This window comes from Empedobacter sp. UBA3239 (genome assembly GCF_002362875.1).
Lineage (GTDB): Bacteria > Bacteroidota > Bacteroidia > Flavobacteriales > Weeksellaceae > Empedobacter > Empedobacter falsenii_B.
In genome coordinates this window covers 1-26401 of sequence record NZ_DEVJ01000067.1, presented here as the reverse complement: position 1 = coordinate 26401, position 26401 = coordinate 1, and the positions used below count along the sequence as shown (strand labels likewise).

Annotated in this window: 27 protein-coding genes, 2 tRNA genes and 2 pseudogenes; 13 read left to right on the top strand and 18 right to left on the bottom strand. The window is 32.1% G+C overall.

From position 1 onward, the window contains the following. The first annotated feature begins 53 nt into the window (after positions 1–53). From serC to B4G36_RS10070, 4 genes are all read left to right on the top strand, one after another. Entirely contained in the window at positions 54–1124 is a 1071-nt protein-coding gene (gene serC, locus B4G36_RS10085; RefSeq protein WP_038337000.1) for a 3-phosphoserine/phosphohydroxythreonine transaminase, read from the top strand. An 87-nt stretch (positions 1125–1211) separates the two neighbouring features. After that, positions 1212–2162, top strand: coding sequence for a D-2-hydroxyacid dehydrogenase (locus tag B4G36_RS10080; RefSeq protein WP_114999386.1), 951 nt, complete (start codon positions 1212–1214; stop codon positions 2160–2162). Between the two features lie 33 nt (positions 2163–2195). Beyond that, entirely contained in the window at positions 2196–3443 is a 1248-nt protein-coding gene (locus tag B4G36_RS10075; RefSeq protein ID WP_114999388.1) for a DUF1015 domain-containing protein, read from the top strand. Between the two features lie 3 nt (positions 3444–3446). Beyond that, positions 3447–4106 (top strand): YggS family pyridoxal phosphate-dependent enzyme, encoded by a 660-nt coding sequence (locus tag B4G36_RS10070; RefSeq protein WP_291063761.1) that lies wholly within the window; start codon positions 3447–3449, stop codon positions 4104–4106. Positions 4107–4177: 71 nt separating this feature from the next. Here the strand turns inward: B4G36_RS10070 and B4G36_RS10065 are convergent, their stop codons facing one another. From B4G36_RS10065 to B4G36_RS10010, 12 genes and pseudogenes are all read right to left on the bottom strand, one after another. Then, positions 4178–6559, bottom strand: coding sequence for an outer membrane beta-barrel family protein (locus B4G36_RS10065; RefSeq protein WP_291063759.1), 2382 nt, complete (start codon positions 6557–6559; stop codon positions 4178–4180). Positions 6560–6827: 268 nt separating this feature from the next. Then, positions 6828–9071 carry a nitric-oxide reductase large subunit gene (locus tag B4G36_RS10060; RefSeq protein WP_291063757.1) on the bottom strand — a complete coding sequence of 748 codons (2244 nt, stop codon included), beginning with the start codon at positions 9069–9071 and terminating at the stop codon, positions 6828–6830. 21 nt (positions 9072–9092) lie between these two features. After that, entirely contained in the window at positions 9093–9812 is a 720-nt protein-coding gene (ric, locus tag B4G36_RS10055; protein WP_291063756.1) for an iron-sulfur cluster repair di-iron protein, read from the bottom strand. A gap of 78 nt (positions 9813–9890) precedes the next feature. Then, positions 9891–10301, bottom strand: coding sequence for a c-type cytochrome (locus B4G36_RS10050; protein WP_280049705.1), 411 nt, complete (start codon positions 10299–10301; stop codon positions 9891–9893). A 20-nt stretch (positions 10302–10321) separates the two neighbouring features. Continuing rightward, complete coding sequence (locus B4G36_RS10045) at positions 10322–10888, bottom strand: SCO family protein (RefSeq protein ID WP_280049704.1); 567 nt, start codon at positions 10886–10888, stop codon at positions 10322–10324. 18 nt (positions 10889–10906) lie between these two features. Continuing rightward, a complete protein-coding gene (locus B4G36_RS10040; protein ID WP_280049703.1) occupies positions 10907–11722 on the bottom strand; it encodes a formylglycine-generating enzyme family protein in 816 nt (271 codons plus the stop codon). 35 nt (positions 11723–11757) lie between these two features. After that, positions 11758–12777 (bottom strand): annotated as a pseudogene (gene nirK, locus B4G36_RS10035) (copper-containing nitrite reductase); the annotation flags it as partial. 12 nt (positions 12778–12789) lie between these two features. Then, the gene (locus B4G36_RS10030) at positions 12790–13569 is read right to left on the bottom strand and encodes a methyltransferase domain-containing protein (protein WP_280051305.1); all 780 of its coding nucleotides are present in this window, start codon (positions 13567–13569) and stop codon (positions 12790–12792) included. After that, positions 13550–14002: a hypothetical protein gene (locus B4G36_RS10025; RefSeq protein WP_280049700.1), complete on the bottom strand. Its 453-nt coding sequence runs from the start codon at positions 14000–14002 to the stop codon at positions 13550–13552. Before B4G36_RS10025 ends, B4G36_RS10030 begins: the two co-directional genes overlap by 20 nt. 98 nt (positions 14003–14100) lie before the next feature. Then, entirely contained in the window at positions 14101–14499 is a 399-nt protein-coding gene (locus tag B4G36_RS10020) for an RrF2 family transcriptional regulator (RefSeq protein WP_291063753.1), read from the bottom strand. A gap of 73 nt (positions 14500–14572) precedes the next feature. Further along, positions 14573–15025 carry a hemerythrin domain-containing protein gene (locus B4G36_RS10015; protein ID WP_038337008.1) on the bottom strand — a complete coding sequence of 151 codons (453 nt, stop codon included), beginning with the start codon at positions 15023–15025 and terminating at the stop codon, positions 14573–14575. A 138-nt stretch (positions 15026–15163) separates the two neighbouring features. Continuing rightward, complete coding sequence (locus B4G36_RS10010; protein WP_260509589.1) at positions 15164–15379, bottom strand: hypothetical protein; 216 nt, start codon at positions 15377–15379, stop codon at positions 15164–15166. A gap of 241 nt (positions 15380–15620) precedes the next feature. Here B4G36_RS10010 and B4G36_RS10005 point away from each other — a divergent pair, with 241 nt between their 5' ends. From B4G36_RS10005 to B4G36_RS09985, 5 genes are all read left to right on the top strand, one after another. Then, positions 15621–16661 carry an o-succinylbenzoate synthase gene (locus tag B4G36_RS10005; RefSeq protein ID WP_291063751.1) on the top strand — a complete coding sequence of 347 codons (1041 nt, stop codon included), beginning with the start codon at positions 15621–15623 and terminating at the stop codon, positions 16659–16661. Beyond that, entirely contained in the window at positions 16658–17269 is a 612-nt protein-coding gene (locus tag B4G36_RS10000) for a DUF1684 domain-containing protein (RefSeq protein ID WP_291063749.1), read from the top strand. The genes B4G36_RS10005 and B4G36_RS10000 overlap by 4 nt, the downstream gene beginning before the upstream one ends. Position 17270: 1 nt before the next feature. Next, the gene (locus B4G36_RS09995) at positions 17271–18293 is read left to right on the top strand and encodes an AMP-binding protein (RefSeq protein ID WP_291063747.1); all 1023 of its coding nucleotides are present in this window, start codon (positions 17271–17273) and stop codon (positions 18291–18293) included. Between the two features lie 76 nt (positions 18294–18369). Next, entirely contained in the window at positions 18370–19242 is an 873-nt protein-coding gene (locus B4G36_RS09990; RefSeq protein WP_291063745.1) for a tetratricopeptide repeat protein, read from the top strand. A gap of 253 nt (positions 19243–19495) precedes the next feature. Continuing rightward, positions 19496–19876: a hypothetical protein gene (locus B4G36_RS09985; protein WP_280038239.1), complete on the top strand. Its 381-nt coding sequence runs from the start codon at positions 19496–19498 to the stop codon at positions 19874–19876. Positions 19877–19924: 48 nt separating this feature from the next. On the opposite strand, the gene B4G36_RS09980 is transcribed toward B4G36_RS09985, so the two are convergent. Both B4G36_RS09980 and B4G36_RS09975 read right to left on the bottom strand, forming a co-directional pair. Continuing rightward, positions 19925–20263, bottom strand: coding sequence for a hypothetical protein (locus tag B4G36_RS09980; protein ID WP_291063743.1), 339 nt, complete (start codon positions 20261–20263; stop codon positions 19925–19927). Between the two features lie 115 nt (positions 20264–20378). Then, a complete protein-coding gene (locus B4G36_RS09975) occupies positions 20379–21131 on the bottom strand; it encodes a tetratricopeptide repeat protein (protein WP_038337013.1) in 753 nt (250 codons plus the stop codon). Between the two features lie 78 nt (positions 21132–21209). Between B4G36_RS09975 and mce the strand changes: the two genes are divergently transcribed. Both mce and B4G36_RS09965 read left to right on the top strand, forming a co-directional pair. Further along, positions 21210–21608, top strand: a complete 399-nt coding sequence (mce, locus tag B4G36_RS09970; protein WP_219034454.1) for a methylmalonyl-CoA epimerase — start codon at positions 21210–21212, stop codon at positions 21606–21608. Positions 21609–21684: 76 nt separating this feature from the next. Further along, positions 21685–21758, top strand: a tRNA-Ile gene (locus B4G36_RS09965). A 143-nt stretch (positions 21759–21901) separates the two neighbouring features. Here B4G36_RS09965 and B4G36_RS09960 read toward each other — a convergent pair. Then, the gene (locus tag B4G36_RS09960; RefSeq protein ID WP_291063741.1) at positions 21902–23002 is read right to left on the bottom strand and encodes a Fic family protein; all 1101 of its coding nucleotides are present in this window, start codon (positions 23000–23002) and stop codon (positions 21902–21904) included. A 244-nt stretch (positions 23003–23246) separates the two neighbouring features. Between B4G36_RS09960 and B4G36_RS14025 the strand changes: the two are divergent. Then, a pseudogene (locus B4G36_RS14025) lies at positions 23247–23357 on the top strand (hypothetical protein); the annotation flags it as partial. Positions 23358–23536: 179 nt separating this feature from the next. Beyond that, positions 23537–23610, top strand: a tRNA-Ile gene (locus B4G36_RS09955). 611 nt (positions 23611–24221) lie between these two features. On the opposite strand, the gene B4G36_RS09950 is transcribed toward B4G36_RS09955, so the two are convergent. The 3 genes from B4G36_RS09950 to B4G36_RS09940 are packed head-to-tail and all read right to left on the bottom strand — an operon-like array spanning position 24222 to position 25695. After that, positions 24222–25169 carry a HipA domain-containing protein gene (locus B4G36_RS09950; RefSeq protein ID WP_291063740.1) on the bottom strand — a complete coding sequence of 316 codons (948 nt, stop codon included), beginning with the start codon at positions 25167–25169 and terminating at the stop codon, positions 24222–24224. Then, entirely contained in the window at positions 25166–25492 is a 327-nt protein-coding gene (locus B4G36_RS09945) for a HipA N-terminal domain-containing protein (protein ID WP_291063738.1), read from the bottom strand. Before B4G36_RS09945 ends, B4G36_RS09950 begins: the two co-directional genes overlap by 4 nt. Next, positions 25489–25695, bottom strand: a complete 207-nt coding sequence (locus B4G36_RS09940) for a helix-turn-helix transcriptional regulator (RefSeq protein ID WP_114999434.1) — start codon at positions 25693–25695, stop codon at positions 25489–25491. The genes B4G36_RS09945 and B4G36_RS09940 overlap by 4 nt, the downstream gene beginning before the upstream one ends. Positions 25696–26401 lie beyond the last annotated feature (706 nt).

Below are 26401 nucleotides of genomic sequence, written 5' to 3'. Positions count from 1 at the left end.
ATTTACTATATTTGTTTACAAATTAGACACACAAACACACAACAATTTTAATTATGAAAATTCACAATTTTAGTGCAGGACCATGCATTTTACCACAAGTTGTTTTCGACAAAATGGCTCAAGCTTGTTTAGATTTCAACAATTCAGGAACATCAATCTTAGAAATTTCTCACCGTCGCAAAGATGCGGTAGAAGTAATTGATACAGCAAGAGCGTTGGTAAAAGAATTGATGAATGTTCCAGAAACACATGACGTAGTTTTTATGCAAGGTGGAGCTTCATTGCAATTTCCTACTGTAGCTTACAATTTATTGAAAGAAGGCGGAAAAGCAGCTTATACACAAACAGGAAAATGGGCAGAAAATGCTATCAAAGAAGCGAAGCGTTTCGGAGAAATCGAAGTTATTGCTTCTTCAAAAGATCAAAATTATAGTTATATTCCAAAAGGATATACTGTTCCTTCAGATGTTGATTATTTCCACTGCACATCAAATAATACCATTTTTGGAACACAAATGAAAGAGTTTCCAAATTCTCCAGTTCCAATAGTTTGTGATATGTCTTCGGATATTTTATCTCGCACAATTGATGTTTCTAAATTTGGTGTAATCTATGCTGGAGCCCAAAAAAATATGGGACCTGCAGGTTCTGCTGTTGCAATCGTTCAAAAAGATTTATTAGGTAAAACGGGACGTAATATTCCCGATTATTTAAACTACGAAACACATATCAAAAAAGAATCATCGTTTAATACGTGGCCAGTAATTGCAATTTACGGTGTCATGTTAAATTTACAATGGTTAAAAGAGCAAGGTGGAGTAGAAGCGATTGCAAAAATTAATACTGCAAAAGCAGATGCAATGTATGCTGAAATTGATCGTAACGGATTATTTACAGGAACTGCTGCAACAGAAGATCGTTCTCAAATGAATGCCACTTTTGTCTTAAATAACGAAGATTTCAAAGCTGATTTTGATGCAATGTTAAAAGAAGCTGGAGTTGTTTCTTTGGCTGGTCACCGTGATGTTGGTGGATACCGTGCGTCTATGTACAATGCTTTACCATTAGAATCTGTTCAAGTTTTGGTAGAAGTAATGAAACAATTTGAACAAAAATTTGGTTAATCAGCAGACATTAGATGCTAGATATTAGTATTGAGAAATATATTATCTAACATCTAAAATCTCACATCTTAATTCTATAATAATAACATGAAAATATTAGCAAACGATGGAATTTCTAAGGCAGGAATAGAAGCTTTAGAAGCAAAAGGTTTCGAAGTAATAACTGCTCACGTAGCACAAGAACAATTAGAAAATTATATCAACGAAAATGGAGTTGAAGTACTTTTAGTGCGTTCTGCGACGAAAGTTCGTCAACCTTTGATTGATGCGACAAATCTTAAAATTATCGGTCGTGGAGGAGTTGGTATGGACAATATCGATGTTGCGTATGCACGCGAAAAAGGAATTCAGGTGATTAATACGCCAGCATCTTCTTCTCAATCTGTAGCAGAATTTGTAATTGCGCATTTGTTTTCTATCGTTCGTAATTTACACCAAGCCAATCGTAATATGCCTTTAGAAGGAGATTCTAACTTCAATGGATTGAAAAAAGCTTACGCAAAAGCAATCGAATTGAGAGGAAAAACAATGGGTGTAATCGGTTTTGGCCGTATCGGTGTAGAAGTGATTCGTGAAGCGATTGGTTTAGGAATGAATATTTTAGTGTATGATAAATTCCCAGCAACACGTGACATTGAATTAGAATTTTTTGATGGTCAAAAATTAACGTTTACCATCACTTCTGTTGATTTTGATGAAGTCATTACAAAAGCAGATTTCATTTCGCTGCATGTTCCAGCACAAGATGGATATATTTTGGGTGAAAAAGAATTTGCAAAAATGAAAGATGGCGTGATTGTAATTAATACGGCTCGTGGTGGAGTAGTTGACGAGCGTGCTTTGGTTGATGCAATTGAAGACGGAAAAGTTGCTGGAGCAGCCTTAGATGTTTTTGAGAATGAGCCAACACCAGAAATGGGCTTGTTGATGAACGAATCTTTGTCATTATCTCCTCATATTGCAGGTTCTACGAATGAAGCGCAGGACAGAATTGGAACTGAATTAGCTTCGCAAATCGTTGAGATTTACGGAAAATAATTTTGAGTTTCATTCTATCTAAAACTATTCAAAATGCCTCAATTTAAACCATTCAAAGGAATTCGACCTACAGAAGAAACTTCTCAAGAATTTGTGACGCTTGCCGTTAATCAATATTCGAAAGAAGAATTGGATTATTATATCAATAACAGAGAAAACTCTTTTTTGCATATTATTTTGCCAACTTGGGACGAAACGATTCAAGATCCGAAAGAGAAATTCAGAAAAGTTCGTGAGAATTTTGAGGATTTTATTTCGAAAAAAATATTAACGCAAGACAAGTCGTCTTTTTATATTTATCAAGTCATACAGCCTGATGGACGCGAAACAAAAGGACTTTTAGGCTTGGTGAATATTGATGATTATCGTCAAAATAAAATAAAAAAGCACGAAGAAACTTTGGAGCGTCGTGTGGAATTATTTGCTGATTATTTGAAAGAATCTCATTTCCATGCGGAACCTGTTTTGTTGACCTATAAACCTGCTCAACGTGTAGATTTGTTGATTGATACGGAAATGAAACGCAAGCCGATTCTGAAAATAGAAGAAGAAAACGGAACGCAACATTTGTTGTGGAGAGTTGATAATCGTTTAAATTTAAAACAATTAAAAGATTCAATCGAAAAATTAGACGAATTGTATATTGCAGATGGACATCATCGTATGGAAAGTTCGGAGCGATACACAAAATTTGCGATTGAAAATTCGAAAGATGAAGTCTATGGTGATGAAGCGTTTAATTATACGTTAGCACTTTTAGTTTCGAATGAAGATTTGATTATCAATGATTATAATCGATTAATTAAAGATTTAAACGGCTTAACTCCAGAAGTGTTTTTAACTGCTTTAGAAGCTGATTTTGAAATTATTCCGAAAGGTGATGAATTAGTTGTGCCAACCAAAAAACATCATATTGTGATGTATTTAGATGGTCAATATTATAGTTTATATGTCAAAAATAATGTATTAATGACAGAAGGTTTAAGCGAATTGGATACTTATATTTTCGAAGAAAATGTGATGAAACCAATTCTAAATATTCAAGATTCTAAAAAGGATAAACGCATTCATTACGAATGTGGTACGCGCAATAGAGAAGGAGTAGAAGCGCTTAAAAATAAAGTTGATCATCACGATTATATTGCAGCTTTTGCTTTTTATCCAGTGGATGTGAAGGATTTGCAATTGATTGCGGATTTAGGGCTTAAAATGCCACCAAAAAGTACATATATCGAACCAAAACCATTAAGCGGTTTTGCTGTATTTGATTTGAAAGAATAAAAAATGAGTATTCAAGAAAATTTAAAAACAATCGAAGCTACAATTCCTGCTCATGTGATATTGGTAGCGGTTTCTAAGACAAAACCTGTGGAGGATTTGCAAGAAGCTTATGCGGCTGGAATGCGAGATTTTGGTGAAAACAAGATTCAAGAAATGTGCGATAAATACGAAGTTCTTCCAAAGGATATACGTTGGCATATGATTGGTCATGTGCAAACCAATAAAGTGAAGTATATGGCGCCTTTTGTGCATTTGATACATGGTGTTGATAGCTTGAAATTACTGAAAGAAATCAACAAACAAGCGCAAAAAAATAATCGTGTTATTGAGGTTTTGTTGCAACAATTTATTGCAGATGAAGAAACAAAATTTGGATTAGATGAAATGGAAATTCGTCAAATTATGCAAGAAGAAATTCAGCATTTAACGAATATTCGTGTTGTTGGTTTGATGGGAATGGCAACGTTTACAGAAGATCAAACGCAAGTTAGAAATGAATTCAAAGTATTGAAAATAAATTTTGATTTCTTGAAACAAAATTTCAAGGATATTCACATTCTATCAATGGGAATGTCGGGCGATTATCAAATGGCAATTGAAGAAGGGAGTACAATGGTTCGTGTAGGAAGTTCAATTTTTGGACACCGTAATTATTCGATTTAAATTGTTCTTATATAATAAAAGAAAAACCTGAACATTTTTGTTCAGGTTTTTTTTATTTTAGAAAAGTAGATTTAGTTTTTTCCACCTCCTTTTTCTTGGTTAGATTTTGATTGTTCGATATTGAATTGTTTTCCAAAATTATATGTAATACCAAAACGGAATACGCGATAGGCTGAATAGTCTTGTATATTTTTAATTTCGTTGGAAATTGTTGTATAGCGTGGATTCTTATTCTCGAATAAATTATTGATGTTAAGTGATAGCTGTAATTTCTTATCAAAAATCATGGCACGAAAACCAATACTGTGTCGGATAAAATCTTCTGTGGTTTGAAAATCTTGATAACTTTTACCATAATAGCTAAGTGTATAGTTGGCAAATAAAGTTTTCTTCTTATTTAAGTCTAAATTGTTTGTTATTCTAAACTCACTATTCAACCCATCTAAGTCTTCCATTTCTGGGAGGTCACTAGTTGTTTTGCGATAATAGATATCAGCTGTGGCATTTAATTTCCACCATTTTGTTGGTTTTATATTTAAATTCTCACTAATACCAAAACTATATGACTTTCCTATATTGTAAGGTTTGGTAGTATTTATTTTTGTAATAGGGTCATATATACTTATTTGAGTAATAATATCTTCCGTATTTCTATAATATAAACTAGTGATTGTTAAATCTTTATAGGCGTATTCTAATTCGAAATTATTTGAATTAGAAGGTGTTAAATAAGGGTTTCCTGTATAGAAACTATACTCATTGTTTTTGGTGATAAATGGATTAAGGAACCAAGCATCAGGGCGTTCTACACGACGACTATAATTAAATGTAAATGAATGATTATCGTTTGCTTGATACATGATGTATGCGGTAGGATATAAGCCATTGAAATCTTTTTTAAAGTCGATGTTTTCTTCTTTCATTTTACCTGTTACTTCTGCATATTCGTAGCGTAAACCAGCTTTGGCTGTCCACTTTTCTGCGAAGGCTTTTTCTACCGAATAATAAAGTGCATAGATGTTCTCGGTAAATTTGAATTTACTTTTATAAATAGACTCTCCAATATAAGATTTTGAATTACCGTTGTTATCTGTATTGTCATTTGCCCAACGCAGTCGTGTACCATAGTTCATTTTCCAAGAATTAACTGGATGTTCCATGTCTAAACTTACATTGTAACGATTGTTTTTTTGGTCTTCGTGTGTTAGATTATCTTGGTATTTTTCGGCTATTTCATTCCACGATGCAGTATATTCTTTGCTGATTGTTTTATTGGTACTTGGATTTGGATTGTTGGAGTAATCAAAATCGAAAGTTAGTTTTTTACCTTCTGTATCAAATTTTTTAATGATATGATAATTTAATCCAACATATTTCCAATCCCATTCAGTTCCTCTATTGTCTGTCGTGATGTAACGATAAGGTTGATTTTCGTTTATCTTATTGATAACTATTGTATTGTTACCTTCGCTTTTTCCAGTACCTTGAGATAGTTGAAGATTGAAACCCGTAATGAGTTTTGGATTTACTTCATAATCAAGGCTTATTTTCCCACCAACATAATCACCGGAGTTTTTATTAATCCCATTGCCGTTCCATGTTTCATCTGAGTAGAAAGTTGCTTCTTTTGATTCGTTGTACCACGACCAATATCCGTTATAAAGGTTTGCTGTTGCAGTCCATTTTCCTTTTCTAAGATTGATATTACCATTTAGATTGTATCCGCCATATTTTTGTTGTTGGTAGTTTGTGGAGATAGAACCATTAAGGCTTTCTTTTTTTCCATTTTTTAGTACAATATTTATAATTCCACTATTTCCAACGGCATCATATTTAGCAGGAGGATTTGTGATAACCTCTATTTTTTCGATGTCTTCAGCTCTGATGGTTTTAAGATAGGCTGTTAATTGGTCTTTGGTCATTTGTATTAGACGGTCGTCTATCATAACGCTTATTGATCCTTTTCCGACGATAGAGATTGCATCTGTATTTTCGTCCACTTTGATACGTGGTGCAAGTTTTAAAGCGTCTAAAGCATTTCCACCTTTTGCACCTTCTGCTTGGTCAACATTAAAGACAAGACGGTCAACCTTTTTTTCTACAATTTTCTTTTGACCAGTAACAACAGCTTCGTTAAGGGCGACTTCGGTTTCATTTTTCGGAATTATAATAATACCAATTTCTTGATTATCTTTTATAACGACTTGTTGAGTATGTAGAATTATTCCTGCTTCTTCGATGTGAAAAGTATAGGTGTCGTTGGCTAATGTTGTGGAAAAATGCCCGTTTTCGTCAGTAGATATTTCATCAATAATTTGTTCATTTTTTAGAATAATAATATCGACTAATGCAGCAGGGGTTTGGTTACTATACTGCAAAGTTCCATTTGTACTTTGTTGTGCAAATGCTTGTACTGCAAGACAACATATAATAGGGACAAAATAATTTTTCATTTTAGGTATTTACATATAGGACGCACAAAGTATTAAAAAGTTACATGAGTATTTTTAAAATTATATGAAGTATTCAAATTGTTTGGAGGCTGTGTTTGGTTTTTATTATTCTGTTATTTCTTTTAAATTTTTCCCTCTCTTGTTTTTACAGTCAATTTGTAATTGATGCTTGCAAATAAAAACCCGATAGAAAATCCATCGGGTTTTAGAATCAATAAAATCTGAGTTTATAATGAAATGAAAACTTTATTCATTTTGAAATAATTTTTTATCTTTTTCCTTTTAATGACCAACCAGTTTTTAATCCGATAATAAAAATCACTAATAATAATTCGCCTAATGCCAATAAAATATCACCTGGAACACGCATCCATCTCAAGAAATGCATAATGTCTGTTTGCATAAATTCGGCTGAACGTGCATACCAATATCCATCTTGAATAGAAGCGACAGCTTGCATAATTCCGATTGGGAGTAAGCTAATTGTCACCATCACGAATAAACCAATATTTGTTAGCCAAAAAGCCCAGCCAATTAATTTATCGTTCCATTGGCGATCTGGATATAAACCTCGAAGAACAAATAACATTAATCCGATTCCTAAAATTCCATAAACTCCAAACAAGGCTGCGTGTCCATGAACAGCAGTTGTGTTTAGTCCTTGAATGTAGTATAAGGCAATTGGTGGATTAATAGCAAATCCGAAGATTCCAGCACCAAGGAAATTCCAAAAACACATAGCGATAAAACAATAAATTGGCCATTTATATGCTTGTATCCATTTGGTAGATTTACTGATTTGATAGTTGTGATAAGCTTCATATCCAATCAATACCAAAGGCACAATTTCTAATGCGCTGAACGTTGCTCCTAAAGCTAAAACAGCTGTTGGTGTAGCACTAAAATACAAATGGTGAAAAGTTCCAAGAATTCCTCCTGCTAAGAAAATAATTGTTGAGAATAAGACAGCATTTGTAGCCGATTTAATTTTCAATAATCCTAAACGAGTGAAGAGGAATGCAGCAACCACAGTTGCGAAAACTTCGAAGAATCCTTCAACCCATAAATGTACAACCCACCATCTCCAATATTCGGCAATTGCCATGTGTGTTTGACGACCGTACATTAATCCTGCACCATAAAACAACGCAATAGCAGTTGAAGCAATGATGAAAAGAATTAACATATGTCTGTTTTCATCTTTTTTTCTTAGGGCAGGCAACAAGGCACGTAATACAAGAACTAACCATAGAATTAAACCGACTAACAGCAAGATTTGCCAAATTCTACCTAGTTCTACGTATTCATAGCCTTGATGGCCCCAATAGAAATTATCAATAAGATTCAATTTTTGCATAACGCCAAGCCATTGTCCCGCTAAAGAACCAAAAACTACAATAAGTAATGCGCCAAATAACACATTAACTCCTAGTGTTTGATATTTAGGTTCGTGACCAGATACAGCTGGCGCAATATATAACCCAGTTGCTAACCATGAAGTTGCAATCCAGAAAATAGCCAATTGTACGTGCCAACTACGAGAAACAGATTGTGGTAAAATTTGGTCTAATGGAATACCATAAAAGGCACTTCCTTCAACCCCGTAATGCGCAGTAACGACACCTGCTAACATTTGAACCAAAATAAGCAAAGCAACAATCCAAATGTATTTTAAGGTAGCTTTCATAGAAGCTGTTGGTTTCATGCTCCGTAAAGGATCATCTAAAGGTAATTCTTCAGTGATTTCACTCTCTTTATTTTTGGCATGATATAAAACCAATAAAGCTAAACCAGCTAATAAAACCAATACACTGAAACCAGACCATAAATGCAATGAACTTGGTGGAGTGTTTCCAACTAAGCCATCGTGAGGCCAGTTGTTAGTATAAGTTACATCATCGTTTGGACGATTAGTAATACAAACCCAAGTACTCCAAGCAAAGAATGCATTCATTTTATCCATACGCTCTTGTTCCTTAATCGTATTTTTTGGAATAGCATAAGAATCACGTAATTTATCCATTGAAGGATCGCCCATAAACAATTTAGTATAATAAGCAGCTAATTCTTCTTGAACTTTAGCTCTTTCTGGAGAAATAACTATTGTATTGTTGGCTTCATTTAACGTATTTGTACGAAGTTCTTTTTGCAATAAAACTGTATATTTTGCTTGTTCTTCGTCTGGTAAATTTTTATAAACTTTTCCGTCCTTTTTAGCTAATTCGTCTAATAAGAGTAAAGCTTCTCGGTGAAGATAATCTGCCGTCCAATCGGGTGCGATATACGCACCGTGTCCCCAGATACTTCCAACGGTTTGCCCTCCGATAGATTGCCAAACATTTTGTCCATCTTTTACTTCTTGTGCAGTATAAATGACTTGTCCATCTGTTGTAACGACTTTGTCAGGAATTGGAGGGATTTTTCGGTAAATATCCACTCCATAATAGATCAAAACTGAGAATGATGCTATAATGACAAAAGCCAGCCAGCTCCATAATTTTTTAGGTGTCATGTGCTTAAGTTTTAGCTTATTTTATGAGTTAAATTCTTTTTCTAATTCGATTGATTTAGGGAAAAGAATATTATTTTCGATATGAATATGCGTATGCAAATCATTTTCGAATTCTTGCAACATTGCATAAGCTACTTTGTAAGTATTACATCCATCAGCAGGTGGTGTATATTGATTTGATAAAGCAGAAATTTTTGCTACTCGATCACCTTCTGTTGTATGTTCATGTTCCATCATGTGAACAGGATTTTCAATTGTTCCAAATGCAGGAGCTTCAATCGTAGAACCTTTTCTTTTTGCATTTGCCATTTTTTTGATAAAAGGGAAAAGAATTAATTCTTCTTTTTTCAAATGAGCACTCAATTCTTGTGCAGTTTCATTGAACAATTTATTGATTTCGAAAAGTTCAGGATGTCTTTCACCATGTACTTTGCATAATTTGTCTAAGAATGCTAATAGAATTGGAGTTTTTTCTTCCACATAAGCATGGTGAGTTTTTTCCACATATTCTACCAATAAATCCAATGGCCAAGATTTGAAATCGATGTTATTATTCGATTGATTTGGAATATTTTCTAATTCGTTGTAAATCGTTTCGGCATCGACAGTTTTGTCTTTACACGCATCTTCGATTGTTCTTCCTCCACGGCAACAAAAATCAATTCCATATTTTTTGAAAACTGCAGCAGTTCTAAAATCTTCTGCAACCATTTCTCCTATTAAGTCTGTTCTAGTGTTCATAATAAAATACTTTTATATCCTTTATTAATTTAAATTTTTTTGAAAAACTCCCCAACCTATGTCGGGGAGTTATAGGGATTATTTTTTCAATGATAAAACATAATCGATCATTTGACCAGCTTCATCTTTTGTTACTGTAGAGTGAGGTGTCATTGGAATATCGCCCCAATTTCCTTTTCCTCCTTCAATAATTTTTGATGCCAACATATCACGATCAGCTTCTGTATATTTTGCTGCAACATCTTGATAAGATGGTCCAATCAATTTTGTGTCAACTGTGTGACAAGATAAACAGTCTGCTTTTTCAACTAAGTTTTTTCCTTTTTCAGCACTTGTTAATTCTGCTGCTTGAGGTGCTTCAGCTGGTTTTCCAACATCAACAGTTGAATAATCAATTTCGCTATCTGTCGATTTTTTGTCTTCTGCTTTGTTGCAAGAATAGAACGACACCGCAACAAGAGCGGCCATCATAAAAGTTAATTTTTTCATTTCGTAATTTTTTATTGTTCTTAATTTAGTTGTTTTTTTATAGCATCCACCGTTTCATCAATGTCAATAGCTAAGCCTTCTTTTTGGTGAACTAAAATACCTTCTTTCGAAAAAACGCTGATAATGTTTGAATGAGAGAAATCGATTGGAGAAATTTGTTTGTATTTCATTGCCAAGCTATTTGCAAATTCACGTGTATTATCTTCAGAGCTTCTCAAAAATAACCATTGTTTATTATCTATTTTATTATTTTTTAGAAAATCGGTCATTTTTTCTGGTGTATCTGTTTTAGGATCAATAGAAACCAAAACATAAGTCAAGTCTTTTCCTTTGTAATTGACTTTTGTTGCGATGTCTTTCATGTCCAATGTCAATCGCGGACAAGCCGTTTTGCATGAAGTATAAATCATCACTACAGTCAAAACTTTTCCTTTTAATTCTTCCAATTTGATTTCATTTCCATTTTGTGTTTGCCATTCGGATTGCAAATTGAAAATCGATTCAGAATCAGTTACGGTTGTTTCCGTTTTTGATTGACAAGAAAACAACACAATTAGTGGAAGCATAAGGAATAGAATTTTTTTCATCTTATTCTATTTTATAGGTTAATTAATATCTTTTGCACAACGGAATCCTAAATTGTTGACCGTGTAATTAGCTTCAATACTACCTCTTAAAGCGAAACGAATAAAGGCAGCATAATTTTTCAAATCTGATGAGGTAACCGAAGCACCAGCACAAAAAAGCGTTTCATTTACGGTATTGTCTTTTCTAGATTCACCAGAAAGCATAACCGAATTAAAATCATCTGTCCATTCCCAAATTAAACCATAAAGGTCATAAACACCCCAAGCATTTGGTGAAAACTGTTTGACAGGTTTCGTATAACTCATTTTGTTTTGATACAATTGAAGAATACGTTGGGTAAAAGCCGGATCTTCTGTTGCGTCTTTCATTTGTTCGTCTGCACGTGCAGTATATTCCCATTCATCGATTGTTGGTAAACGTTTTCCTACACTTTTGGCATAAGCTTTTGCAGCAAACCACGAAACATTTGTGACAGGCGCATCTAAGCTTACTCCTTTTGGAATCTCATAATTGGATGTCCAATGTTTCAAATAAGTACTATCGGCATAAATTCGTTTTACTTGGTCTTTTGTCCATTGCGGATTTGCCTTTAGAAATTTGATATACTCGCGATTTGTGACAGCCGTTTCATCGATATAAAACGATTGCACTTCAACTAAACTATCTTGATTTCCAACAAACGGTTTATAGAAACCACCATCAACTTTCACCATTTTTTTATCATCTTGGATAAAAGCTAAAGTGGTGGTTTCATTTTTTTGTTCTGTTGTTGTCGTTTTAGAACAAGATAAAAGTGAAATAAATACGGTTAATATAACGATTAAACGGTACATATTAATTGAACTGAGATTAATTATTTATTTGACTTAAATACTTTTGGATTGTCATTTCCATTGACTTTTATTTTTCCTAAAGCACCTTTATTAAATGCTCTGAAAATAGCATGATCCACAATTACATATTCACCTGGAACAGTAGCTTTGAACTCTACAATAGCAGCTCCACCAGCAGGAATAAGTGTTGTTTGAACATTTTCGTTTACTAAACTTCCACCTTCAGGATATACGCGATCGAAAATTTCTCCAATTAAGTGGAAAGATGAAGTTAAGTTAGGACCTCCATTTCCAACAAAGAAACGAACGGTTTCGCCAACATTAGCTTGCAATTCATTGTCGCCTAATAATCCTCCAGTATTTCCGTTGAATACAACATAATCAGGTGTTTCAGCAATAGCTTTATTCATGTCAAATTCTTGCATTCCTTTGTCGCCAAAGTTTCCTTTTACATAGAAATCTCCTTGCATAATGTAGAATTCTTTGTCAACTTTTGGTAAACCACCTTCTGGTTCGATAAGGATTAAACCATACATCCCGTTTGCGATATGCATTCCAACTGGAGCAGTAGCACAGTGGTAAACATATAAACCAGGATTTAATGCTTTAAAATTGAATACAGCTTCTTTACCTGGTGCAACAAATGATGCTTCAGCTCCACCTCCAGGACCATTCACTGCGTGAAGGTCAATATTGTGTGGAAATACACTGTTTTCATTATTTTTTAGGTGAAATTCAATCTCATCCCCAATTCGTGCTCGAATAAAACTACCAGGAACTGTACCTCCGAAAGTCCAAAAATTATATTGCGTACCATCTGCTAATTCTCCTGTTTTTTCGATTGTTTCTAAACGGACAATTAATTTTTTAGCCGCTCTATCTCCGATTGGTTCAGGAACTAATGGTGGAGAAGTTAATTTTGCTTCTTCAGCTGCCTCATTCGAAATAGCGATTGTTTCAGTGTCAGTAGTTTGAGTAGATTTTGTTGTTTGTTTACAAGCTGTCATTCCGAAAGCTAAACAAACCATTGCAAAAGGGATTACAAATTTTTTCATGTGCTTGATCTGTTAAGTTGTTTTTTTAGCCATAATTACTGTAGCGCAAAGATGCTCTTCGTATTTTTTAAATATTTTTTTCATTTTAATTACACGCTCTCTAATTTCAGGTTGAGTTGCAATGTTTTTGACAATAGTCATGAAACCATTAAATCCTTCATCGTCGATTAATCGAGACGGTTCTAGTAAGTGCATTTCTGCAGTTTCTATTGTGATAATTTCAAATCCTTCATTTATTAACCTATTTTTCCATTCTTCTATGGTTAATGGTCGTGCATTTACTTTCATGGTTTCAGCCAATTCTCGTTGAATCTCTTTTTTGATTTCTTCTGAAATCAGATCTGGTTTTAATGCTAACTCATGAATGGCATAGATGCCTTGATTTTTTAAAATACGAAAGGCTTCTTGTATGATTTCACTTTTTCGGTGATCAGCATGCATTGTCAACATAGCTTCTCCATAAACTTTTGTCTGACTTTCATTGTCCAATTCCGTCTGAGCTGCGTTAGCTAATTTGAACGTTGTTTTCTCATTTCCGAATTTAAGATTTAAGTCTTTTACAATAGCTTCTTCTAAATCAATACCTATATAGGTTTTCGGATTTTTTTGAAGTGTAATATTTGCTGTATAACCTAATCCTGGCGCAAATTCTACCACATGATCCGTTGAATTAATATCCAATAATTTGATCATTTTATCGGTCATTTGTTTCCCTCCAGGGCGTAATACTTTTTTTCCGACTTTAGCCAAAACCCAATGTCCTGACATTTTTTCAATAGAATCTTTGCTCATTTTTTTTTGTAATTAATGTGACACAAAAGACAATTAACATTAGCAATTTTAAACTTTCTGCATAAATGAAATAGTCGTGTAAAGGAGTAGGAGGTAAGCCTTTTCCTGTCATTAAAATGTCTGCTCGAGCATCCAAAACAGGTAACATCCAAAATTTTTCAAGACATAAAATAATCGTTAGAATAATGACACAAATTTTCATTGGATAGTTGATTTCTTTTCGGTTGATAAAAAATAGGAGAAGGATAATTCCTAAAAGTACAAATTGAATAATTGTTGAAATTCCAAATGTGATTTTTCCTAATTCTAATGCAATCGGTAAAGTCATTCCAGTGACTTGAAATTTTAAAGGCGTTTCAATAAAACTTATGCTGATAAAAATTCCTATCCATAAGAAAAGAAGCGCAAATATAAAAGGATGTTTTATTTTCATTAGTTCGGTTTTAAATTTATAAAAGACTTATTTATCCGATTTAAAATTAAATTTTTTTATTCAAAATTCAGTCTTAAAAAAACATTTTTTGTTTCCAATTATTCAACTAAATCTCGAATAGTTGTCGATTCTAATAATTGTTTTAAATTGTTTCTTATTCCTTTAAATTGATCGTGTAATGGACAAGGACTTGTTTCCGAGCATTGTTTTAAACCTAATGCACAACCGTTAAAAATTTTATCTCCGTCAAATTCTTTTACAATATTCGCCAATGAATTATTCAAATTGGTTTCATTTAAATGAAAACCGCCTGTTGGTCCTTTTGTCGATTGCAATAAATCTTTTCTGGTCATTTCTTGCAAAATTTTTGCAATAAAATATTCAGGAGAATCAATTCCTTTCGCTACATCTTTTATTCCAACTCGATTTCCGTCTTTGGTTTGCTGTGCGATATAAATTACTGCTCTAACGGCGTATTCACAAGTTTTTGATAACATTTACAATTCTTTTACACTACAAATATACATCATTTCTTCAATAAAAGAGTAAAAGGTGTTTTATTAATTCTAATTATTTCCAAAATTCGTCTTCAAAATTATCAAATGGTTTTGTGTGCGAGTTTTCTAATCTTTTACCTATTTGTTTCAAATCACTTTCATCAAGATTTTCTTGTAAGTAAGGAAACCATTCACGTTCCTCGAATCGAATATGATTTTTTAATAAATGAGCAAATTTTTCTACTATTGATTTCTCTGGATGTTGAGCAATCTTTTGTGCTAAAACCTTTAATTCTTGATGTTCGGTTTTAATTTGTTGGTTGTATGTTTCGTTTGAATAGGGAAAAATAATCGTTTCTTCATGTTTAAAGTGCTCAGAAAGATGATTGTTCCAAAAATATTCAACATAAGATGCAATTCGTTCTAATGCAATATTTTTAAAGAAACCTTGTTCAATTTTCCAACTACAAAGCAATCCAAAATGATGATCCTTTGATAAAACAACAATGTGTTCACTTCTTTTCATAATTAACTGTTTTTGTGAATTAAAGTTATGACAATTTTTCAATAAAATTCTTTTTAGTATTCTATTTTAAAATTTAGACGTATTTCAGATCTTTTTTAGGTTGACATAAATGGAAAAGTATTCAATAAAAAAATCATTCTAATTTCCTGCTATTGGACTACCGAAAACTCCGACAGCTAATTCAGTCCATATTAATAAACCAATGAGTAAAACCATTATGCAGAAAAAGATTTTATTTTGTAAACGGTTAGTCAGTTGTAGAATGTAGTTTATCGTTAATCCAATAACCGAAAGTAAAATAAATGCAATAATAAAATCAAATAAACTCCAGTTGACTTCATTTGTAAATTGCATAGCAATTAGTGGAATTGTTATTATTAGACCAATTATTCCAAAAATTAAAGATTGTTTATGGTGCATTTTTGTATTCATACTAACTATTTATTGAAATCACTTTGAGAAATAAAGTAATAAAATAAAAATGAGATTCAAAAAAAATAGTTTAATTGATAAATTGTGAACGATTGAGTTTGGATTTAATGAAAAATTAATTTAAATCAATATTTTTCTAAAAAGCATTGTTTAAATTTGAAGTATGAAAGCAAGTTTTGAACCTTATATTTTGAAATTCAAAAATCCAAGCGGTACTTCGCGTGGTGTTTTGACAGAGAAATTGACCTATCTTTTTACATTAGAAGAAGATGGGAAAGAATATGTTGGTGAATGTGGATTGTTTAAAGGATTGAGCTTTGATGATCGTCCTGATTATGAAGAAAAATTGCAATGGGTTTGTGACAATATTGACTTAGGAGTTGATGAATTGTGGCGTGAATTGCGCGAATGGCCTTCGATTCAGTTTGGAGTAGAGCAGGCTTTTCAGAGTATGTTTGCGAATCGTTACAACGAAAATTATACAGATAAATTGAATCCTGATTTATATGAGTCCGCTTTTTCGACAGGTGATAAAGGTATTCAAACTAATGGTTTAATTTGGATGGGTTCGATTGATTTTATGCGCGAACAAATCAAAGAAAAATTAGCGATTGGTTTCAACTGTATCAAGTTGAAAATCGGTGTTGATTGGGAAAATGAGCATAAGGTTATTCAACAATTAAGACAAGATTTTTCTGCAGATCAATTAGAATTAAGAGTAGACGCGAACGGAGGTTTTACGTTTGAGGAAGCAAAAGTGGTGTTGCAACAATTGGCTGATTTAAAAATACATTCGATTGAACAACCTATCAAAGCTGGACAAGTAGAGTTGATGGCAGAGTTATGCGCTGCTACACCAACACCAATCGCTTTGGACGAAGAGTTAATAGGAATTGTTCATCAAGAAGATAAATTCAAATTATTAGAACAAATCAAACCGCAATATATTATTTTAAAACCAAGTTTAGTTGGTGGAATTAGAGGTTCGTTGGAATGGATTAATGCGGCAGATACTTACGAAATCCCGTTTTGGATAACGTCTGCTTTGGAAAGTAATATCGGCTTAAATGCTATTGCACAATGGACGGCGATTTTATACCCAGAAATGTCACAAGGATTGGGAACAGGAGGTTTGTTTACAAACAATTTCCCAAGTCGATTAGAATTAAGAGGAGAATATTTATTTCGAAACAAATTAGCATGAATAAAGTAATTATCGCATTTTTTGCAACAATCATTTTAATGAGTTGTCAAACGACAAAAAAAACAATTGATTTAGTTGCAATTCAAAAATATCAAACCGAATTGGCGACTTTTTATACTGATCCTAAAACGACGCCATTGGTAGACGAAGAAAAAACGAATTTCAAAGGCATTACATTTTTTCCGATCAGCGAAAAATATATTGTGAAAGCGAAATTTACTCCAATCAAAGATGGAAAGGTGATTCCGTTTCCTACTTCTGCAAAGAAAATCAAAAATTACAAAGAATACGGAACGGTGACATTTATATTGGATAATGTTGAACAAACGCTGACGGTTTATCAATCTTCGCCGATTATGGAGAAATATGCAGACAGTTTGTTTTTACCTTTTATGGACGAAACAAACGGCGTGACGTCTTATGGAGGTGGACGTTATTTGGATTTGAGTACAAAGGATTTAGGTACAAAAGCCAATGAAATTACGTTGGATTTTAATCAAGTGTATAATCCATATTGTGCATATAGCAAACATTACAATTGTCCCATTCCGCCAGCGAATAATGTGTTGGATATCGAAATTAATGCAGGTGTAAGTTATCATAAATAGAATGTTGTATTTAGATTTTTCTCAACCTAACTATGATGTCAACGCTATTGAAGTTACCAATGAATTTGAACAATCCATAAAAGATTTTTTGGTTGAATGGTTTTCTGATTCTGAGGTGATGATTGCGCATACTTCGGGGTCTACTGGAACTCCGAAAGAGATTATTTTGACTAAAGAGAATATGCGAAAAAGTGCGAATATGACGGGAAAATATTTGCATTTAGAGAAAGGAAATTCGGCTTTATTGGTGATGCCTGTTACTTATATTGCTGGAAAATTGATGTTGGTTCGTGCAGTAGAAATCGGATTGAAATTGATTTGTATGCAACCAACTTCTCATATTTCTTTGAATGAAATTAATAGTGGAATTTCGCAAAATTTTACCTCGATTGATTTTGTTGCGTTAACGCCTATGCAAGTTGAAAATTCGTTAGATTTTGTTTCAAGATGTCAAAAGTTAATTATCGGAGGAGCGCCTCTTTCGGAGAAAGTGAAACAAGAATTGTTTGCTTTTGAGAACGAAGTCTACGAAACATATGCAATGACGGAGACGATTACACATATTGCGTTTAAACAAGTTGCGAATCAAAAATATCCTAATGCAGAACAAGTTTTTGAAGCGTTTGATGAGGTAACGATTTCACAAGATGAGCGAGGTTGTTTGGTGATTGATACGCCTTATGATGGATTGCAAGTTGTAACGAATGATGTGGTTGAATTGATTGATACACGAAAATTTAACTGGATTGGTAGAGCGGATAATGTGATTAATTCGGGTGGAATAAAATTATTTCCAGAACAAATAGAAAATAAGCTGAAATCGTTTATTCATTCTGATTTTTATATTACCTCAAAAGCAGATGAATTATTAGGTCAGAAATTAATTTTAGTGGTAGAAGGAGAGGAGAGGAGCTTGGATTTTTCTTTGGCAGATTTAACCAAATACCAAGTTCCGAAAGAGATTGTTTTCATACCTAAATTTCCTCGAACGGAAAGTGGTAAAATAAAACGACAACAGTTTTAGGATCGACCTATTTTTTTATTTTGTTCGTGTATTTTACCTAAAATAGCTTAATTTTAGCACTACTAAAACTTATACTGTGGATTACAATCGACTTTTTAATGATATTTTTTTCTTGATTTTTGATGATGAAATGGATGAAAATCAATATCCAATTTGGAAAAGTTTTTCGTTTATTCACAATCCGATCCAGCAATTAATTAAGGCACAAGATTTATTAAATCAGTTGCTTCACGAATATCCAAAAGATAAAAAAGCACTTTTTCTGAAAGGAGTTGTTCAGCGCAATTTAAACTTCAACGAAGAATCGATTTTGTATCTTTTAGAAGCAAAAAAGGAAGATTATTACTTGTATGCTGCGAATTTCTACATTGCCGAATATTATATTCATAAATTGAAATTTGATGAAGCGCAAAAGTATTTGAAAGAAATTGAAATTGTGTATCCTACCAATCAACGTTTTCTTTTCTTATCGATTTTAGTGAGTTTAGAATTGTTTGAATTTGATGAAGCTAAACGATATTTGAATATTTTGTATCAATTGGTTGAGGATAAACAAGTTTTAGAATTATTGAGTAAAAACCTTCAGATTACTGAAGAAATTGTCTTGAAAACGACAAATCGATTGGTCTTAAAAAATTTCAAGTTGAGAAGTTTTAATTATAATCTTCAGCTCAAAACAAATTTGATTGCTTTTTATAAGAATTTCGCTGATATCGGGGTTAATTTTAATGGAATCAATTGCTTTATAATGGCACTTACCTTGAAGCAAATTACGTTGTATCCGACGTTTCATAATCTTGAAATTTATAATGTTCAAACGATTTTAGATTATATTGATGTTGATAAAAAAGGGATTCAAATGCGCTTAGAAGACATTGATTTTGACCATGATTTTGTCAAAAATTACCACGAATATTTAGAAGTCGAAATTCTATTGAAAGAAGATTAGTTTTTAACACCCTATAATCCCCTCAAGGGGATATTTTGTTTTGATGTGATTTCTGAAACGAGTTGAAGATGACTGAAGTAGTTTAGAATAATCTGAGATTCTTCGACAGGTTTAGAATGACAATAATGTCAAGTTGAGTTTATTTCAGTTTTGCATAAATAGATGAAGACTTTTCTATTGAAATGATAAATAGGTAACATGAATAAAAGTGGACAATCAGAAAAAAAACTTTAATTTTGCTAAAATTTATAAGATGGAATTTGTTCAAGATAAGGAAGAAGTTTTTGATAACGTCGAGTTGTTTTTAGAAAGTCTAGAAGTTGGAACGGATGAAGAAAAAAAGAAATCGATTCAGTTAATCAAAAAATCGAAAACATTTTTGGTGATTGATGCGGATGAGGTGATGGTTTTTGCGCCAAGTACATTTATTGGCATTAAAGAAAATAACATTCAGCAGTTTACAGGTAAGCTATTAGAGCACGAAACCAATCCTATTCTAACGAAATTGTTCGGTTCTACGCCAAAAATTGATAAAACTTTGGACGAATTATTTTTAGATTTTTGCGACGAAATAGAAGTTAATCGCAATGATGTTGGGATTTCCCGAGACTATTGGATTATAAAAGATATGTAAAAAAAGAGCTTTTCATCTACAAGTGAAAAGCTCTTTTTTCTTAAAATGTTAAAGGATAACATTGATTTTTGCTTTGCTAATAGGTTTTATTCCAGTCAAAGCACCATCAATTTCGCACTTCAACAAACCACTTCCTCCACCATAATGATGGATTTGCTTTATAGTAGGGAAATAAGTGCTTATCCATTCCTCCATTTTCTCTACCTCCGAAGCACCAATTCCACTACTGTATAATATTATTTGGATGTTGTTTGTTGATACGTATCCTTTCAATTCTTCTTGTGAGCAGGTACAAAATGCTTTCCAGTTTTCATTTTTGTTAATCACGCGTTCTAACGTGTCTACAATTTCTTTGTTTTTACCATAAACGGCGATTTGTACTTGCATATTAGATTAATTTTAAGGCAAAGTAACAACATAACGCATGGTCTAACATTGATTTACGATAAGAAATAAAAAGACATAAAAAAAAATCGTTCCAATTCGAAACGATTTCTATGTTTTATTGTTGATTTTCTAATTGTGCTAATCTTTCGGCAGCTAAATAAAATTCAGGATTCAACTGCAATGCTTTTTTGTATTCCTCTACAGCTTCGGCTTGTTTCTCAAATTTTTCTAGGATTGCGCCTTTGTTGTAGTATGATAAGAAATGATTTGGATTTAACTCGATTGATTGATTAAAATCGTTTAATGCATTTTCTAAATCATTCAATACAAAATAAGTATTTCCTCTGTTGTAATACGACAAGAAATGTGGCTTCATTTCAATTACTTTCGAATAATCTTCGATTGCTTTATCCAATTGTTGCAATTGATCGTAACAAAATGCACGATTGTGGTAACATGATTCGTAATCTGGATTAATTTCTAAAGCTTTATTGAAACATTCGATCGCCTCATCGTATTTGTTCAAATTCATCAATACATAACCTTTTTGATGATAAGCTACAAAACTTGCCGGATCAATCTCGATCACTTTATCAAAATTCTCAGCTGCTTTTGTTGGATTATATTGATTGAAATTTGCCATTCCTCTGTAGAAATAGAAGTTTGGATTTTTATCATCTAATTCAATTGCTTTATCAAAATCCTTGATTGCATCTGTATTTTGTTTCATATAATATTGGCTCAATCCACGACCGAAATATGAATTTGCCACTTCTATTTGACGCTTAATCGATAATGTAAAATAATCAATCGCTTTTCTATACTGACCTTTGCGGAGATATTGACTCCCATCTTCATAAAAACTCATAGTTCAATATTACAACAAACTCTTTAAATTTTAAATAAAAAATTTTAGAAAAGTTTATCTTTACACAAAACAACACACATGAAAATAGAACATTTAGGGATTGCCGTAAAAGATTTGGGATTATCGAATGAATTGTTCGAAAAATTATTAGGAAAAGCACCTTACAAAGAAGAAGCAGTGGAGTCGGAAGGTGTGAGAACCTCTTTTTTTGAAGTAGGCGAATCGAAGATCGAATTGGTCGGTTCTGAAAAAAATGATAGTGCTATTGAAAAATATTTAGAAAAAAATCGCGAAGGAATTCACCATATTGCTTTTGGAGTAGATGATATCGAACTCGAAATAGAGCGTCTTAAAAATCAAGGGTTTACTTTTATTAACGAAACGCCAAAATTGGGAGCAGATAATAAACGTATTGTTTTTTTACACCCTAAAACAACAAATGGCGTATTGGTAGAGCTTTGCGAAGATGTAAAATAATTTTGAAGTTCAAAAAAATAGCTTTAATATTGCAAACGAATTAGGTGATAGCTTCCTTTTTATTGCTTAATTCTCTGGTCCTATAACTCAGTTGGTTAGAGTAGCTGACTCATAATCAGCAAGTCCTTGGTTCGAGCCCAAGTGGGACCACAAAAGCACCTTTTTAAAGGTGCTTTTTTTATTTAATAATGCTGATTTTTAATCATTTAGCATTTTTACTACATTTTAAAATCACCATTTTTTACCATTGTTTTGATACCCGTTTGATACCCATTTTTATTTAATCGAATAAATTACATATTCAACTCATATCTCACTGAACGTCCTGCACCTTCAGTAATCAATACTTTTTTTTCAACTAAATCTTGTAAATCACGTGTAGCCGTAGCTTTTGATGTTTTTGTTATCGAAATATATTTCTTTGCTGACATTCCGCCTTCAAATCCTTCTGCTCCTTGATCCAACATTTTGATAACGACTTTTAGCTGACGTTCGTTTAAAAGAGGTTTTGTTTGATCTAAAAACTTCGTTTTATTTAAAGTAAAATTGGTTATTTTCTTTGCTTGGATTTGTGCATCAAGAATAGTTGTAGAAAAATACAAAATCCAATCTGTAATTTCTAATGTTTGCTGAGCATCTTTCAATGCTTCGTAATAATTCTTTTTATCCTTTTCAATCGTACTTGATAAACTCATGATTAACGGACGATTAAAACTTTCTGCTAAACATTTTTCTGCAATAGCACGTCCAATTCGTCCATTTCCATCTTCAAACGGATGGATTGATTCAAAATATAAATGTGCAATAGATGCTTTAATTAATGCATTTTTAATATCGATTGGTTCAACTTTGATTTCATTATACCAATTGACAAATTTTTGCATTTCTGTTGAAACTAATTCTGAAGGAGGAGCTTGATAATGTATTTTTTCACGTCCATATGCTCCCGAAACAATAACCATTGGCTCTTCACCGATTCTATAATTTCCTGCATTAATAGAAGTAGAATTTTCGAATAAGATTTTATGCCATTCTTTTACTAAATCTTCTGTTAGTTCAGTTTTAAACTTATTACGAACATCGACCATTAATTCACCTATTCCACGTGCATTTTTATCTTTTATATGGCTAATAGAAGAATGAATCCCAATTTTATTTTTAATGGATGACATTACATCTTGACGGCTATAAAATTCGCCTTCAATCTCAGAAGTTTTAATTGCTTCATCAATCATAAATTGAATAATCGTTTCTTGCTTGATATCTTCGGGCAGGGTATCAATCATTCCTTTTAATTCGCCTGTTTCTAAAGCAAATTTTATAACTATTTGGTCAATTACAGATGAGTCATATTCAAAATTTGCCCAATTTTTATATTGCCAATTGTATTTCATGAGCCGATTATTTAATCTAATTGGCTCAAATATAATAAAAATATGAGCCGATTAATAAATTTATTTAGCTCATTAAGTTCATTAACATCAATTAAACATTTTAAATTCACTATTTTACTTCATCTTTCTTAGCCCAATTCTAAATAAGAAAATCATCATTCTTATAAAATAGATTTGACTTTTAAAACGTATAATTATGAGTCAAATACAGATTTTGTTGGTCTATAATTGAAAGAATAAACTCAATAAAAATGAAGAATCATTAATTCAGATTTGCTGTTATCAGAATGGAAAGAGAACATATTTTTCGATAGGTCAATTATGTTTAATAAAGTATAATGTTAATAAACCATAATTTATTTCATTTTAATCAAATTAAGGATTATAAATATTATAATAAAAATACAACACTATTATATTGTAATTGAATTTGTTGTGAAAAACATTAAAATTCTTTTATTTTTAACTTGTTTTTTATGTTTTAGATTTTATATATTTGCATTCAAAATAAAAGGTATTATTCTTTTTATTTTTGGTCCTATAACTCAGTTGGTTAGAGTAGCTGACTCATAATCAGCAAGTCCTTGGTTCGAGCCCAAGTGGGACCACAAAAGCACCTTTTTAAAGGTGCTTTTTTTATGTCTATAATTTTTAATTTTATTTATAATTTATTGTAAATAAAGTTTTTATGTTTTTTTTAGTAAGCTTGAAAGACTTTCTTCAATAAGGTAATCCCAATTTATTTTTTTATTTCATTTAACGATGAGCCGATTATTTTGATTAATTGGCTCAAAAAAGTATGAATTATGAGCCGATTAGTAGTTTTTGAGGTTTCAGATATATGTATTTTACGATGTGAATGAGACTAAGACTAAGTATGCGGTTCTGAAACGAGTTCAGAATGACAAAATTTGTTGTTAAAAGTGACAACGAATTTGAATTAGAAAAAGGATTTTGAAAAACTATATTCATTCATTTTTTATTCATGAGTTATTAATTGTTTCAAATGAATATCTATAATTAAAATAGATTAAGCTATGAATAAAAAAGTGATAGAAAGATACTGCATTTAGAATGCTCAGGGAACGATTTCTTGGTGGCTGAGGTTTTCGAAGTCACATTTTACGATCTTTTCCTTTCGAGTGTTTACTCTTTTCCCTTCGAGTGCCTCATGGAACGGGTTTTCTTGGTGGCTGAGGTTCTTGAAGTCGTACTTGCTCTAATTATTAGAACTAAACAATTTATTAAATCTAGTGTTCAATGTTTCAATATACGCTTGTTTAGTATCCTTATTTAAGAAACTAATCTCCACAAAATCGATCCATTTTAGTTTAATTTTGATGAATCTTTTGTAAATAGATTCCACTGATTTATCAGGGATTTTAAGGGATTTAGCTAATTGGTTGAAATCTTCAACTTTTAATCTATTTTTTTTACCATTAATTGTTAATGCAGACTCCTCCTTATCGTCGGGAATTAATAACAGCGTATTCAATAAATCGTAAGCTGGAGATAATTCGTATTCATTGAAATCATTTTCGATTAATGAATAGTTTTTTAGATGCATATCCGCATTTGCTGTTAAGTAATTAAATAAAACAATTTCAAATAATTTTTGAGCTTCAAAACCACTATTTTTAGTCAATTGATAAATTAATTTTCCGATTTTTTCTATTGAACCTCGATATTTGTGTTCCGTTAAATTTTCTGTCAATTGACAAAAGTCTTCAACTGCAATTTTATCTTCATTTTTTCTGTCAAATCGTTTTGTTAAATAAGCTAATTCTCCTGATTTAAGCCGAATAAGTGTATGTTTTGCTGTTTTTATTTTTACCAATTCAGCCAAATGCATGGTTAAATCTTCATTTTCAGGTAAGTCGATATATTCTTTTGATGCTGGTTTTAAAATATAATTTCCTTCTAGATCAACAATTGTAAATCTTGATTGCTTATTTATATCACTTATAAGATTTAAAGATAATTTTGGCTGTACACCTGTAACTGCAACACTTTTTACAATTAGTTTTTTAGCTAATTCTTCTAATTGTTTACTATCAAATTCAATTAGTGGAGGAGTAGTTGAACCAAATATTTTTTTAGAACATTTAGAATGAAAATCAGTTTCATTTTCTGCTAATTCTTTGTAACAACTTAGGCACTTTTTCATAATTCTTCATTATTTGAAACGATAGAAACAGCTCCAATACAATCTCTACAAAGGGTTAATAGTAAGCCAAAACGATCTTTAGAATTTAATTTCCAATTTTTAACAGCAATATTCAAAAGCCAACCTTCAGGAATTAATCCATCAAAAAAAGGAAACAAAATTTTACTTTCATAAGAATCTTGTTGCATAGGAAGTGTCAAACTAATTGGCTTCGACTCTAAATTATTCAAATACTCTTGATCGTATTGAAAAATATATCCATTTTCATTTTCAGAAATTGTTCCTGCAAATTTATTTTTATAATAGACTAAACCTTTTCTCATTGCTCAATTTTATCAATTACACCAACTTCAGAACCAAATAAAGCTAAAACTTGATTAACTTTATCTAATCTTACTGACGGCTTTCCTTGTTCAAGTTCACGAATAAACCTCAAACCAACTCCAGCTCTTTCAGCTAATTCAGGTTGTGTAAGTTTTAATCTTTTTCTTTTTTGTTTTATAAATTCTGCAATTGATTGATTCATACTTATACCCTTTGAGGTATAAATATAATCATAATTTTTGTTTTATACCCAAAAAGGTATAAAATTTATATAAACGTAATAATTATACCTTTTAGGGTACGATTATTTCTTGGTGGCTGAGGTTCTCGAAGTCACACTTTTACGATATTTTCCTTTCGAGAGTTTGATCTTTTCCCTTCGAGTGCCTCAGGGAACGATCAGTTTTTCTTGGTGGCTGAGGTCCTCGAAGTCACATTTTTAAGATTTTTTTCTTTCGAGAGTTTGATCTTTTCCCTTCGAGAGCCTAGGAACAGGTTTTTCTTGGTGGCTGAGGTTCACGAAGCCACATTTTTATGATCTATTCCCTTCGCATGTTTGATTTTTTCCTTCTAAAACCTCAGTGACCGTACTAAAAGCGAATTTGAATATTGGAAAAGAATGACGAAAACGGTATTAAAACACACACGTTAAGAAAATGTTTGAATGAAACTTAAAAAGGTATTAGCCCGTAGGGTTTTTAAAATCTTTAGAGAAATGAGAACATATTTAGTAGAGAGTTTTACAGCCAAGTCTTTTTTCGTTAGTTTTTTTGACTATTCCCCGAAGGGCATATAAATACCGATAATTAAAATAGAAAAGTAATGAATAAAAAATGAAAGTAATAGATTTCTCGATACTTCAAATTAACAACGAGTTGAGGTTCTGAACATAATTACGTGAATAAGAG